This is a genomic window from Nocardia sp. Tas62D01 (assembly GCF_055232035.1).
Genome location: NZ_JBUYUZ010000001.1, coordinates 1,910,717 through 1,924,517 on the forward strand (window position 1 = coordinate 1,910,717; position 13,801 = coordinate 1,924,517).

A 13,801-nucleotide genomic window follows, 5' to 3' on the forward strand; every position below is an offset into this window, starting at 1 on the left:
CACTACTCGTTGTTTATCGCTGACTATGCGCGCCGGAATGACCTCCCGGTGCGTGATTCCCACCATATGCAATGTCGGTGGAACCGACAACCTATTTTCTACCTGCGGTTTTGTGGGCTTGACCGCAGCCGGGATGCCACTATAGCGAGCACGTCCGCGCCGTACTGGTCGAGCTTCTTCGACCCGATTCCCGGTATCGCGGCCAGCGCGTAGTCGTCACCGGGGAGTTGCTCGGCGATCGCGGTGAGCGTGGTGTCGGTGAACACGACGAACTCGCGCACCTCCAGTGCCTGCGCCTTCTCCTCCCGCCATTCCTGAAGTGCCACCAGTAGCTCGGTATCCAATTCCGCAGGACAGCGCCGACACCGGCCGAGCATGGTCGCGTAGGTGCCGATCAGCGGTTTGGCACAGACCCGGCAGGACGGTCGGATTCCGTTCGAGCCCTTGTCGGAGACCGGCGCGGCGATCCGGGAGGCAGGCGAATCGTCGGGAACCAGGCCGTTCAAGAAGCGCGACCGCCGCCGGGTGCGCCTACTGCCCTCGTTGCGGGCCAGCGCCCAGGACAGTTGCAGATGCTCGCGGGCCCTGGTCACGCCGACGTAGAGCAGGCGGCGCTCCTCTTCCAGCGCCGCCTGATCGGCGACCGAGCCGTCGTCGCCGAGCACATGCGCGATCGGCAGGGTGCCGTCTGCCAGGCCGACCAGGAACACCGCGTCCCATTCCAGACCCTTCGCCGCGTGCAGCGACGCGAGGGTCACGCCCTGCACGATCGGTGGGTGCCTGGCCTGCGCGCGGGTGCGCAACTCGTGCAGGAGACCAGGCAGATCCAGCTCATCGTCATGGCCGACCAGTTCCTCGGTCAGGCGCGCCAGCGCGACCAGTGACGACCACCGCTCCCGCGCCTGGGCGCCGGCTGGCTCGGTGGCGGTGAGTCCGACCGGACCGAGCACGGCGCGGACCAGGGTGACCAGCGCGTTGCCGCTGCGCGCCTGATCGGGCAGATCATCGCGGGCCGCAGCCTGCCGCAGCGCCTGCACGGCCTGCCTGACCTCGGCGCGGGCGAAGAAGCCCTCGCCGCCGCGCAGCTGATACGGGATGCCGAGTTCGGTCAGCGCCTGCTCGTAGGCTTCGGACTGGGCATTGATTCGGTACAGCACCGCAATTTCCGCGGGGGGCGTGCCGGATTCGATGCGTCGTTCGATGGACCGCGCTACCGCCGCGGCCTCGGCGGGACCGTCGTCGTACTCGGCGAATACGGGTTCCGGACCGTCAGCGCGCTGACCGACCAGTTGCAGCCGGGTGCCCGCTATACGGCCGCGGGCGGCGCCGATCACCCGGTTGGCCAGCGACACCACCTGCGGGGTGGACCGGTAGTCGCGTTCCAACCGGATCACCGTCGCCTCGGGGTAGCGCCGGGAGAAGTCCAGCAGGTAGCCGGGGGTGGCGCCGGTGAAGGAGTAAATCGTCTGGTTCGCGTCGCCGACCACGGTCAGGTCGTCGCGATCGCCGAGCCAGGCGTCGAGCACCCGCTGCTGCAGCGGGGTGACGTCCTGGTATTCGTCGACCACGAAACTCCGGTAGCGGCCACGGAATTCGTCGGCCACCGACGGATAGTCCTCCAGTGCCGCCGCGGTGTGCAGCAGCAGATCGTCGAAGTCGAGCAGCAGACCGTCCGGCGAGGTCTTGAGCGCTTCGTAGCCCAGGTACACCTCGGCCACCGTGGCCGCGTCGTACGGTGGCTCGCGCCGATGCTTGGCCACCGCGACGGGATAGTCCTCCGGCGCGACGAGCGAGGCCTTCGCCCACTCGATCTCGCTGAGCAGGTCGCGGACGCTGTCGGTGGCCGAGGACAGCCCGGCCTTGGTGGCGGCCTGCGCCACGATCGGGAACTTGCGATCGATCAGCTGCCACGGCACCTCACCGACGATCTGCGGCCAGAAGTACTTCAGCTGGCGCAGCGCGGCCGCGTGGAAGGTGCGGGCCTGCACTTGGTTCGCGTCGCCGCCGAGCCCGAGTTCCCGCAATCGGCCGCGCAGCTCCCCCGCGGCCCGCGCGGTGAACGTCACGGCGAGCACCTGATCGGCCTTCACATGTCCCGCCGACACCAGATGGGCGATGCGATGGGTGATGGTTCTGGTCTTGCCGGTGCCCGCGCCGGCAAGCACGCACACCGGCCCTCGCGGCGCGCGCACGGCGGCGGCCTGCTCCGGGTCAAGGGCGGCGAGGTCGAGTGCTGGCACGGGCTCCATCATGACAGCGCCGACCGACAAGACCGCGCCGACCGACGGCTCAGCGCTGTCCGACCGGCAAGCCGGCGAACCGTCGCCACCGACTGGACACCGCGGCGCACCTTCGTCAGCCCGGTCGGGGCTCAGCGGGTCTCGCGGTCACGCAACTGTTTGAGCGCGCCCGCGAACGCGCGGGCGTCGGCGCCAAGCGGTGCGAAGAATTCGTGGTCACAGTCCTCGACCGCGACCAGGGCCCGATTCACCAGTGCCGCACCGGTTTCGGTGGGTGCCAGGGCCTTGGCTCGCCGGTCGTGCGGATGGTCGCGGCGTCCGATGAGGCCCTTCTGCTCCAGGGTGCGCAGCACCTGGGAGGTCATCATCGGGTCGGTGGCGGCATGGTTGGCGAGGTCGCGCTGCATGACCGGCTCCGCGCGGCGGGCGGCGAGATAGGTCAGCGAGGCGAGCAAGACGAACTGGACATGGGTGAGGTCGAACGGCGCAAGGGCCGCCCGCTGGGCCGCCTGCCAGCGGTTGGTCACCTGCCAGAGCAACAGTCCTTGGCTTTCGTCGGCCGTGAACCTGGTGCGCAGGCCCTCGTCGGATCGGTTCTCACTCATCGGCCTCCCTCGCTGCCTGATTCCCGACCATGGCGTGTGCGATCAGCTCGTAGTCGTGTGCGGTGAGTTCTACCAGGCCACGGCGCAGCACCATGCCCCAGTTCGGCACGCTGGTTAGATCCAGTTCGTCGCGCAGGCTGTCGATCGGGACGTCCTTGGCCTCGCTCCGGTAGCTCACCGCCCGGCGCCACGGCTGGAAGCAGCTGCCGCCAGGAATCTCCTGGGGTTCGGCTCGCCAGACCGGCCGGTCGTCGACAGTGCCGATAGCGGTGAACGAGCGGACCGCTGCGCCAGTCCTCATCCCTTCGCGCGGCGAGTAATAGATGAATCCATCGCCCGGGCTCAGCCGTTCGACCGCGGACCGCTTGCCGTGTTTGGCCTGCGCGATGCCGAGGTCGACACCGCGTAGGACATGCTCCTTGGACACGACGCCCAGCCAGTACTTGGTCATACCAGCACTGCCTCGGCCGCGGCGACCAGCGCATCGACATCGGGCTGCACGGACTTCGCGAGATCGCCGCCCATGACCTTGGTCCAGAACCAGCGCAGCGGTCCCTCGATCGAGACCGTCACGCGCACCGTGGTGCCGTCGTCGATGGCGCGGACCTCGTGGGCGAAGATCAGCCGGGCGCCGAGGAGCTTGGAGACATCGATGAATTCGGTGTCGGTGAGTCGCTCGATGACGAACGGCACCTTGGGGCCGCCCTTCGGCTTGAGGGTTCCGGTCGCCCCCTGGGCGAACGGACCGTCGAGGCGCACCCATTCGGTGTCGTTGTTCCATTCCGGCCAGGTGGCCATGTCGGCCCACTTCGCGAAGAAGGCGGCGGGCGCCGCAGTGGAGGTGGCTTGGGCGGTTCCGATGAACGTCATGGATTTAATATGCGCGCTTATTAAATTCAGCGCAACCTCCGGCTCGGACAAACAGGAACAGGAACAGGAACGGACAATATGGTGTTGAACCGTCCGTGACTGACGCGACGCCCGACCTGACGATGTACTCGACCACCTGGTGCGGCTATTGCCGCAGGCTCAAGACCCAGCTGGACGAGGCCGGTATCACCTATGTCGAGATCGACATCGAACAAGATCCGGCATCCGCCGAGTTCGTCGGCAACGTGAACAACGGCAACCATGTGGTGCCGACCGTGAAGTTCGCCGACGGCTCCACCGCGACCAACCCGTCGTTGGTCGCAGTCAAGCAAGCACTGGCCGCGCTGGCCTGATCAACGCCCGCCGCGCGGGCCGCCCAGCCCGCCCGGACCGGAGCCGTTTCAGTCGAGTGCCGCCCAGGATTCCACGATGGTGCGGGCAATCGAGATGGAACCCGGCAGCAGTAGAGGGGTGTCCTCTTTCTTGGCCGACCAGTCGCCGACCGCGAGGGCCTCGCGCACTTCGGCGCGGGTGAACCAGTGCGCCTCGGCGATCTCGCCGTCGGAAAAGACCAGCGGCTGTTCGGGATCCGCGACCGCGGCGAAACCTAGCATCAGCGAGCGCGGGAACGGCCAGGGCTGGCTGCCGAGATAGTGGATGTCGCCGACGTCGAGCCCGACCTCCTCGCGCATCTCCCGCTCCACGCACCGTTCCAGCGACTCGCCCGCCTCGACGAATCCGGCCAGCAGCGAGAACAACGACTGTGGCCAGCTGTGCTGGCGAGCAAGGAGCACTCGCTCACCGCCATCGTGGATAAGGCAGATCACCGCGGGATCGATCCGCGGGAATTCCTCGTATCCGGATTCGGTGACCCGCGACCAGCCGCCCTTGGACGCGACGGTGACGGCGCCGTCGGCGCCGTTGAAGCCCGCCTTGTCGTGCCAGTTCAGCAGAGCATTGGCGGTGGCGAGCAGACCCGCGGTGAAGTCATCGAGCCCGCTCGCCATGGCGCGCAGGTCAGCCAGCGAACCGGTGAGGTCGGGGTCACGCACGGCCCACAGATGCTTGCCTTCGTCGACGCCGAGGAACACCGCCTCCGGGCTCGGTTCCGCAGCCAACTCGGTCGCCGCGTCGAACACCAGTGCGCCGTCCTCGATGCGGACCTGCCCGCGCCGGTTCACCCGCAACAACTTGGCATCGGCCCAGCCCTCCTTCAGCGCCTGCGCATCGGCCCTGACCTCTTCGGCTCGGTCGACGATGGAACGGGACAGCAACGGAATGCCATTGAGCTGAAATGCCACGCTTCGAGCCTAGCGGGCGGGCCGAACGGAGTCGGCAGGGCTCACGCCGGACTCACTTGGAAACGCGACAGATGTAGAGCAGCTTGTCGCCCGCCTCGAGCGGCGACCACCACCGACGCCGCGTTCTGGACGCCCGCCGGCCGCAGCACACCGGACTGGGTGGCCGAGCCGGGACGGGCCTTGATCTCCGGAATGCGCAGCACTGGGTGTTGCCACCGCGCTGGCGGTGCCGCGCACCCGCAGCTTCGGTGGGCGGCTGGCGGCGCTGCTGTTGCTCGTCGTGTTCCCGGCGAATGTGCAGATGGCCGCCGACGTGCTGGCCAACCCCAAGGCGCCGCAGGCTTTCAAGATCGGGACGGTGCTGCGGCTGCCACTGCAGATTCCGCTCATCACTCAGTCGCTGAAGGTGAGCCGACGGGCGCGGCGTTCCTGATCAGCTCGGCCAACTCGTCGGGGCCGGGCAGCTCGGTGGGCGCGATAGTGCGCCCGGAACGCACGTAATGGAAAGCGGCGCCAATATGTTCGAGCATTTCCTGCTCGGTACCACCCTCCCGGGCGGCCATCAGCCTGGCCCAGGCCAGCCGGTACACGGCCAGCTGCATGGCCACCGCGGGTTCGTCGGCGGCGCTCGGCTCGGCGCCGGTCTTCCAATCCACCACGATCCAGCCGCCGCCCGGCTCGGCGAACACCGCGTCCATCCGACCGCGGATCACGGTGCCCGCGATGGAGGTTTCGAACGGGATCTCCACCTCGAGCGGGCTGCGATGCGCCCACGGCGAGTTGAGGAATGCGTCCTGCATCTTGGTCAGCTCCGCGTCCGCATCCGCGTCGGCGCCGTTGTCGGCGGCGCCGGGCAGTTCGTCGAGGCCGAGTAGCCGGTCGGCGCCGAACCAGCGCTGCACCCAGGCGTGGAACGCGGTGCCGCGGCGGGCCAACGGGTTCGGCGGGAACGGGAGCGGACGGCGCAGGCGGGCAGCGAGCTTCGCGGGATCGGCGCGCAACTCCACCAGCGCCGTTGCCGCGATCTGCCCGGGCAGCTCCACCACTTGCGCGATCGCTTGGGCCGCTTCGTATTCGGCGAGCAGGGCATCGACATCGGCGGCCCAGCCGTCGGGATCGTCGGACGGGTCCATGCCTTCGTTGCCCGCGCCATCTGATGGGGTATTCATGTCGGAGGGTCCGCCTACTATTACTTCCATGTCGCCAGCTGCCGCGCTGTCAGCCACTTCGCTCGGATCGCTCCGCGCGAAATCGGCTGCGGCAGTAGAGCTGTCGTGGATGGCGGCGCGGTCGATAGCGCTCGCAGCATGCACCGGGTCGCCTGCAGCACCTACTACGGCAGAAAAAACGTCAGCTATGCCGCCGCCTGCCGCCTCAGGTGCTGAATCGGATGCGTCACCCATGAAATCGATGGCAGCAGAGCCATTTTCACTGGCTTCGGCAGTCACCACGTTGCCATCCGCAGCTCCCGGACCGACTACCCCGAAGGCGCTCGGGGCAATGTTGTCGGGGTCGGTCATCGACGCTGCATCGGCCGCGGTCGAGTGCGAAGCATCTGCCGCCAGTCCCCTGGCGGGCTGCGCAGACTTGTTGGATGCTTTGGGTTGTGCGGACAGTTGTTTCAAGGCGGCGCGGACGAGGGCCGCGCCCTGTTCGATGGGGTCGCGGCGGTTACCGAGGGGGTCGCGGGGCCATTCGGCGGTGGCGGGGTTGTCGGTGAAGGGGTTGACGGCGTCGACCTCGGGCGGGTCGTCCCAGCGGTCGACGTCGACGGCGCCATGGGCGGGGCTGTCGGCGGACTCGCTTGCGTGTTTGAGTTCGAGCAGGAAGTCGGAGGGACCCTTGGGGGTGGATCCGGTTTCGGCCCAGTGATGTGCCGAAACAAGCAGGACGCGTTCGGTTCTGGTGAGCGCGACATAGAACAGGCGGCGGTCTTCGTCGAGGCGGCGGCGGTCCAACGCTTCCTTGTGCGCCTTGATCGCCCGCTCCAGGTCGGCGCGGTCGTAGAGATCCGAAAGGTCAAGGACCGGGACACCTTCCGCGGCATCATCCTGTTGGCGATCGCCGCGCAGGGTGGTCGGCAGTTCGGCGAGCGCACCCAGCCAGCTGCCCGACGCCGTTCCGGACGGAAACACGCCGCGGGTCACATGCGGCACCGTGACAATCTCCCATTCCAAGCCCTTCGCGGCGTGCACGGTCAGCACCTGCACGCGGTCACGGGCGACCTCGACCTCGCCCGGCTCCAGACCGTTCTCCACCGATTCGGCCGCAGCCAGGAAGGCGAGCAGTCCGCTCAGCGACGCTCCGGAATCGCTGGCGTACCCGGCGACCACCTCGGCGAAGGCGTCGAGATGCTCGCGACCCGCTCCGGCTCCCGCCATCGCCCTGCGGGCCTGGGTCTCCACCCCGACTCCGATGGTGCGCTCCACATCGGCGACCAGTTCCGCCAGTGGCTGCCCGCTGCGTTCCCTCAGTGTCGCGAGCTCACGGCTCAACGCGACGATCCGGGTGAACCCTGATTCCGAATACTGTTCCCCCGGACCGGGATCGGCGATCGCGTCGGCCAGTCCGGCTTGTTCGGACGGTTCCGGCGCTACCTCACGCAGAGCTGCGGCAAGGGTGGCCGTATCAGTGATTTCGTTCGCATCACCGGTATTCAGACGACTGATCGACAGATCCCTGGCCCGGCGGGCCAGCGCGGCGATATCAGCGACCCCGATCCGCCAGCGAGCCCCGGTGAGCACCCGCATCGCCGCGCTGCCCGCACCGGGTTCGGCGATCAGCCGCAGGGTGGCAACGATATCCGCGACCTCGGGCGTCGCGAGCAGCCCGCCCAGTCCGACGATCTCCACCGGCAGCCCTTGTTCCCGAAGAGCTTCCGCGAGCGGCGCGGCATCGGCATTGCGCCGCACCAACACCGCCGAGGTGGGCGGCGGCGCACCCGCTGCCCGCCGCACCGCCCATTCGGCGGCGATCCGCCCCGCCACCCAGTCCCGTTCGTCGGCAACGGTTTCGGCCAGCGCGAGCGCCACGACGCCCGGTTCCGCATCGGGTTTCGCACGCAGCGCATCAACCGTCACCCCGCCCCCATCGATGGCGCTGCGCCGCAACGGTTCCGCCACCAGATTCGCCAAAGCAAGCGCCTCCGGCGGATTACGCCAGCTGGTCAGCAGCGGCAGGGTCGGCGCGGGAACACCGGGCGCACTGGGAAAGTCGGTCGCGAACCGAGGCAGATTCGCCGCCGACGCCCCACGCCAGCCATAAATCGACTGCATCGGGTCACCAACCGCCGTAACCGCCAACCGCTGACCAGCACGGCCTACCTCGGTGGCGTCCCCGGAATGCGATGGCTCGAGGTAATTCCGAGATTCCGGCGCATGACCTGGACTCGACCGCAGACCTGACTCCGGCCCTAGGTCCGAGCCCGACCCCACCGCCGATTCCGACGACCGATCCGAGTCCGACCACGGTGGCGAGTCCGACCGCAGGCTCGAACCCAACCGCTGGCCCGGCCCAGACCACGGACCTGCATCCGACCGCTGGCCCGAGTCCGGCGGCGGCTCGAATTCCCGTGGTGGTGCAACATCGCGTGGAACCCCGAGATCCGGCGGGGGTTCGAAATCCGGCGGGGGTTCGAAATCCGGCGGGGGTTCGAAGTCTGGCGGGGGTTCGAAGTCTGGCGGAGGCTCGAAGTTCGGTGGTTCGATGACCGACGGCTGGGCTCTGCGCGGTGGCTGCGCCGATGCCGGTCGCTTGACTTTGGTCGATGGCGCGGCGTGGCGGTTGGTCGCGGGCTTGGGGGTGCCGCCGAAGAGGGCGGACAGTAGGACGCGTTGGGCGTGACCGGTGTCCTGGTACTCGTCGAGCAGGACCAGGCGGAAGCGGGCGCGTTCGGCGGCGGCGACTTCGGGGTGTTCGGCGGCGAGGCGAGCGGCCAGGGACATCTGGGCGCCGAAATCCAGGGCGCCGCGGCGGCGTAATGCCTCGGCCAGTTGGTGGACGAGTGGTAGCAGGGCGACGCGTTCGCGTTGCACCTGAACGATATTCAGCAGCGTCTGGCTCGGGCCGCCGCGTTGGCGCGGTCCTGCGGGCAGGGTGTGGACAAGCTTCTCGAGTTCGGTGTGCGCCTGCGCGAGTTGTTCGGGCTCGACGAGGTGTTCGGCGAGCTGCCCGGACAGCGCGAGCACGGCCTCGGTGACCGAGACCGGTGTGCGGTCGGTGTCCAGGTCGCCGTCCCAATTGCGCACGACCTGATGCGCCAACTGCCACAGCTGGGTTTCGGTGAGTAGCGTCGCGGAGGGTTCCACCGGTAGGAGCAGGCCGTGCTCGGTGAGCAGCCTGCCCGCATATGAGTGGTAGGTGCTGATCTCCGGCTCGGCGCCGGCCAGTTGGGCCCGCAGCCGACCGGTCGCGTCGAGCTCGCGCAGCAGTGGCGAACCGGCCAGCCGGGCCAGTCGGGTGCGGATGCGAGAGGTCAACTGCTGGGCGGCTTTTCGGGTGAATGTCAGCCCGAGCACCTCGTCCGGCAGGACCAACCGGTTGGCCACCATCCACATCACTCGGGCGGCCATCGTCTCGGTTTTGCCCGCGCCCGCACCCGCCACCACCAGGGTGGGTCCCAGCGGGGCGGCGATCACCGCGGCCTGCTCGTCGGTGGGTGGCGGCAGCCCGAGCGCCTCGGCCAGCCGGTAGGGCGTCACCCGACTCACGACGCCGCCTCGCCGACGCTCGACTCCACCCACCCCGAAGGCGCTGCGCCCCGGGCTCGCTCGCCGCGCTCCCGTACCGTCACTCGTCGGTCACCTGCCTCCCGGTGTCCTGCACGGGGCAGCTGCCTGCAACCGAGCAGTGCCTGCAGCCATCGTTGCGCATAGCGAGATAGCTCGGGCCCTGGGTAGCGGCCGCGGCGTCATGAATCGTGCCGCGCCACTTGTCGAGCGCCTCGGCATCCAGCGGCGCCTGCATCCGCTGGGTGGCCCCCTCCTTGCTGCTCGGCTTGGCGACGTACACCAGCCGGGCACCGCCGGGTTCGCCCATAATGGCACCGGGCTCTGCGCCAGCAGCTCCACCGGGTTCACCCGCGACATCGTCGAGTAAGTTCCAGGATTCGGCTGTGGCGCGGCGTGTTTCAGCCGGAGGGCGGATGGACTCTGCTGTGCTGCTGCCGGATTCGGTTGCAGTACTGTCCGATTCACCTTCGGCACTATCGGACTTGCCCATCGTGGCGTCCAGCGCCCCCATGGCGGCCGCTACCTGGTAGGTCGCCAGTTGGGCGTGGTCGGCGGCGGCCTGTTTGGTGACGGGGGATTTGCCGGTCTTCACATCGACGATGACGAAGCGGCCGAGGGCGTCTCGTTCCAGCCGGTCGACGCGGCCCCGGATGCGCACGGGGCGTTCGTCTTTCGCGCGGGCGGGCAGCACGCAGTCGACCGGGACCTCGACACCGGCCTGGGTGAGTTCGCCGCGGGTTTTGCGGACCCAGGTCATGAACGTCTCCAGCATCGCCTCGGTGCGACGCAGCTCCTGGCGGGAGTGCCAGCCGGTATCGGGATCGACGGCTTGCCAGGCTTTGTCGAGGGCAGCGCGCACCTGAGCCTCGGGCACCTTCCCTGCCAGCGCCTGCACCAGGGTGTGCACCAGGTTGCCCTTGACCGCATGCGGGTTGTTGCCGTCGGTGCCGCCGTGGCGTTCCAGCGCCCATCGCAGCGGGCAAGTGCGCAGCAACTCCACCGTGGACGGCGAGAGCGCGACTGCGGTGTCGTCCTCCTCCCACAGCGAGCGCGATGAGCTGAGATCGGCGGTGCCATACCAGTCTTCGGGATGGGTGCCGGGCACGCCGACCTGCGCGAGCCGGGCCAGCTGGTGGGCTGCGCGCTGCCGCCGATCCGGATCGGCCTCGGAATCGCAGACCACACCGCGCAATTCGGCAACCAGCGAATACATGACCAGGGCCCGGCCGGGGTCAGCGACCGGCAGCGCGCCGAGTTCGCTGTCGTCGTGTCCGAGCAGTTCGGCGAGGAACCGGGACGGCACCAGATCGCGTTCGCCGGAGACGGATTCGACGGCGGTGACCAGCAGCGATTTCCGGGCCCGGCTGCACGCGACCAGCAGCAGCCTGCGTTCCTCGGCGAGGATCGGCGCGGCACGGCTCACCCGTTCCCCCGCATCGGCGATGCCCGCGGTGAGGTCGACCAGGTCCTCGTTACCCAGCAGGGTGCCGCGCGGCCGCGGATTCGGCCAGATGCCTTCCTGCACCGCGGCAACCGCGACCGCATCCCATTCGCGACCCGCCGCCGCGTGCGCGCTCAGCAGGGCGACCGCGTCCCCCGGCGCGGTGAGCGATCGGGTGTCGTGCGGAATCTCCTGCTGGACAAGGTATTCGACGAATCCCTCGATGCTCGCGCGCGGCAGCCGGTCCACATAGGCGGCAGCGGCGTCGAACAATCCGACGGCGGCATCGAGATCCCGGTCGGCCTGCATACCGACCGCGCCGCCCCGTTCGGACTGCGCGACCCAGCGTCGCTCCAATCGGGACCCGGTCCACAGCGCCCACAGCACGTCCTCCAGGCCCGCGCCGCGGCGGCATGCCTTGGCAGCCCGATCCAGCGCGTCGAGCACGCGCCGCAACGGTGCCGCCTCGACATCGGTGAGCCGCTCCAGAATGCAACCGTCCGCTCGGCCGACCAGCAGATCGCGCAGCACCTCCGCGGAGGACTGGTCGACGTAAGCACGCCATCCGGAATAGCCATTGCTCTGTTCATCACTCCGTTCGGCCACACCTCCGCGCGCCGCGCCCGATTCGAACTCCCCGCCATTCGGCTGACTCGCAGTCTGGTCAGCACCCCGTACAGCCGCACCATAGTCCCGTTCGGCGACATCATCATTCCATTCGGGATCATCGATATCCCGTTCGGTAATCTCGCCCTGCCATTCGGAGTCTCGGAGATTCCACTCGGGATCTACGCCATACCAATCGGCATCGTCGGCCGCCCGTTCGGCGTCACCGATGTTCCGCTCGGAGGTTCTGATATTCCGTTCGGAATCCATACCGAACTGCCCGGATTCGTCCCGACCGGATTCGGGACTCAGCTCGCCCGGTTCGAAATCCTCGGCGCCCCACCCGGCCTTGTCACCCCCTACAGGGTTGCCACTATTCCGTTCGGCCTCGACCTCACTCCGTGCGGCCCCCAGTACGCTGCGCCGGATCCCCCGCCGCAGCCGGCGCAGGGTGATCTGGTCGGCGCCGCCCAGCGGGCCCGCCAGCAGGTCCAGCGCATCCTCGGCGGAGAACATTTCCTCTGCCGCACGTCGCGAACCCCGGCCGGACCGCTCACCGGCGAGGACCGCCCGCAGGGCGAGCAGCATCCAGGCCGCGCCGCGGCGCCGAGCCAACGGCGCGTCGAGTGCGGGCTGCTGCACCGGCACACCTGCCGCCAGCAGGGCACGGCGCAGCGGTGGCAGCGACAACGGCACCGAGCGCACGATCACCGCCATCCGTGACCATGGCACCCCGCCGGTGAGATGGGCGCGGCGCAAATAGTCCGCGATCAGTCCCGCTTCCTTCGCCGGAGTGGCGAGGACCCGCACCCGCACCTCGGTGCCGTCGTTCTCCGGTTCCGCCGCGTGGGTTGGCAGCGAAAAGCGTTGCGGCGCAATACCAGGCAACTTGGCCGCGACCCGAGCCACCGCGAGTTGCACCTGACCGTGCGATCTGTGGTTGTCCCGCAGGATGATTCGCTGTCCGTCCGGCGCATCGAGGTCGGCGACGAAGCGTGCGTCCGCGCCACGGAAGGTGAAGATGCCCTGATCCGGGTCACCCGCGACCACCGCGGTGTGCGCGGCATTGCCAATTACCCGCACCAGCAGCGCGGCCTGCGGGTCCAGGTGCTGGGCATCATCGACCAGCAGGTATCTGATCCGGGATCGTTCCGCGGCAAGCAGATTCGCGTCGCCTGCCAGTGCGTCCAGCGCGGCGCCGACGAGTTCGGCGGCGTCCAGGGCCGGCGCTGTCGCCTCCGGCGCCTCCACCCCCACCGACCAGCGCAGTAGCATCGACTGCTCGTACCGCACCGCGAACTTGCCCGCCGCCACCCATTCCGGCCGCGCGTGCTCGCGGCCGAGCCGCACCAGATCCTCGGGCCCGAGCCCGCGTTCGGTGGCACGCAGCATGAGGTCGCGCAACTGCTCGGCGAACCCGCCGAGCGCCAGCGCGGGCTGCAGCCGTTCCGGCCACAGACCACTCGCCCCCGCCGCGATATCGATGAGGTCCCCGCGCAGCATTTCGCGCAACACCGCATCTTGCTCGGCACCGGTCAGCAAACGCGGCGGCGGATTGCCGTGCGCGGTGGCGTGTCTGCGCAGTACAGAGAAGGCGTACGAGTGCAGCGTGCGCACCAGCGGCTCGCGGGTAGCGCCGGGCACACCGGGTTCGGCGGCGGGTTCCGGCCCGGTCAGCCGCGCGGTGATGGCGTCGCGCAACGCGCTCGCCGCCTGCTTCGAATGGGTCAGCACCAACACCGATGCCGGATCGGCGCCCGCCGCGATCCGATCGGCGGCCAGGTCGATCAGCAGGCTCGTCTTGCCCGTGCCCGGTCCGCCGAGCACCTGCCACGGCCGCCACCCGGGGCGGATCGGGCCGAGCGCGGCCTGGGCATCGAACAGAGCGCGAACGTCGGCACCCCAGACCCTAGGCCGGGGTGCCGCCACGTTTCGGCGAACAAGTCGCACCGCGCTATCCGATCGCACCACGCGGGCTATTGCAACAGACGCGTCCGACACGCCCTGC

General features: G+C 69.0%; 9 protein-coding genes. 2 read left to right on the plus strand and 7 right to left on the minus strand.

The window, feature by feature from the left end:
* Nucleotides 1-98 precede the first annotated feature (98 nt).
* From ACV7NQ_RS09385 to ACV7NQ_RS09400, 4 genes are all read right to left on the minus strand, one after another.
* On the minus strand, nt 99-2,252 hold the full coding sequence (locus ACV7NQ_RS09385; protein ID WP_463359263.1) for an ATP-dependent DNA helicase UvrD2: 2,154 nt from the start codon (nt 2,250-2,252) through the stop codon (nt 99-101).
* Between the two features lie 119 nt (nt 2,253-2,371).
* Nucleotides 2,372-2,845 carry a MarR family winged helix-turn-helix transcriptional regulator gene (locus ACV7NQ_RS09390; RefSeq protein WP_463359264.1) on the minus strand — a complete coding sequence of 158 codons (474 nt, stop codon included), beginning with the start codon at nt 2,843-2,845 and terminating at the stop codon, nt 2,372-2,374.
* Entirely contained in the window at nt 2,838-3,296 is a 459-nt protein-coding gene (locus tag ACV7NQ_RS09395) for an EVE domain-containing protein (RefSeq protein ID WP_463359265.1), read from the minus strand. The genes ACV7NQ_RS09390 and ACV7NQ_RS09395 overlap by 8 nt, the downstream gene beginning before the upstream one ends.
* Complete coding sequence (locus tag ACV7NQ_RS09400; protein WP_463359266.1) at nt 3,293-3,715, minus strand: SRPBCC family protein; 423 nt, start codon at nt 3,713-3,715, stop codon at nt 3,293-3,295. Before ACV7NQ_RS09400 ends, ACV7NQ_RS09395 begins: the two co-directional genes overlap by 4 nt.
* Nucleotides 3,716-3,837: 122 nt before the next feature.
* Between ACV7NQ_RS09400 and ACV7NQ_RS09405 the strand changes: the two genes are divergently transcribed.
* Complete coding sequence (locus tag ACV7NQ_RS09405) at nt 3,838-4,068, plus strand: mycoredoxin (protein WP_463365594.1); 231 nt, start codon at nt 3,838-3,840, stop codon at nt 4,066-4,068.
* Between the two features lie 48 nt (nt 4,069-4,116).
* Here ACV7NQ_RS09405 and nudC read toward each other — a convergent pair whose 3' ends face one another.
* Nucleotides 4,117-5,016: an NAD(+) diphosphatase gene (nudC, locus tag ACV7NQ_RS09410; protein ID WP_463359267.1), complete on the minus strand. Its 900-nt coding sequence runs from the start codon at nt 5,014-5,016 to the stop codon at nt 4,117-4,119.
* A gap of 226 nt (nt 5,017-5,242) precedes the next feature.
* Between nudC and ACV7NQ_RS09415 the strand changes: the two genes are divergently transcribed.
* Nucleotides 5,243-5,449 carry a DoxX family protein gene (locus tag ACV7NQ_RS09415; RefSeq protein ID WP_463359268.1) on the plus strand — a complete coding sequence of 69 codons (207 nt, stop codon included), beginning with the start codon at nt 5,243-5,245 and terminating at the stop codon, nt 5,447-5,449.
* Here ACV7NQ_RS09415 and ACV7NQ_RS09420 read toward each other — a convergent pair.
* The gene (locus ACV7NQ_RS09420) at nt 5,406-9,725 is read right to left on the minus strand and encodes an ATP-dependent helicase (protein ID WP_463359269.1); all 4,320 of its coding nucleotides are present in this window, start codon (nt 9,723-9,725) and stop codon (nt 5,406-5,408) included. The two genes, ACV7NQ_RS09415 and ACV7NQ_RS09420, sit on opposite strands and share 44 nt — an antisense overlap.
* Nucleotides 9,726-9,804: 79 nt before the next feature.
* Nucleotides 9,805-13,743 (minus strand): ATP-dependent helicase, encoded by a 3,939-nt coding sequence (locus ACV7NQ_RS09425; RefSeq protein ID WP_463359270.1) that lies wholly within the window; start codon nt 13,741-13,743, stop codon nt 9,805-9,807.
* Nucleotides 13,744-13,801 lie beyond the last annotated feature (58 nt).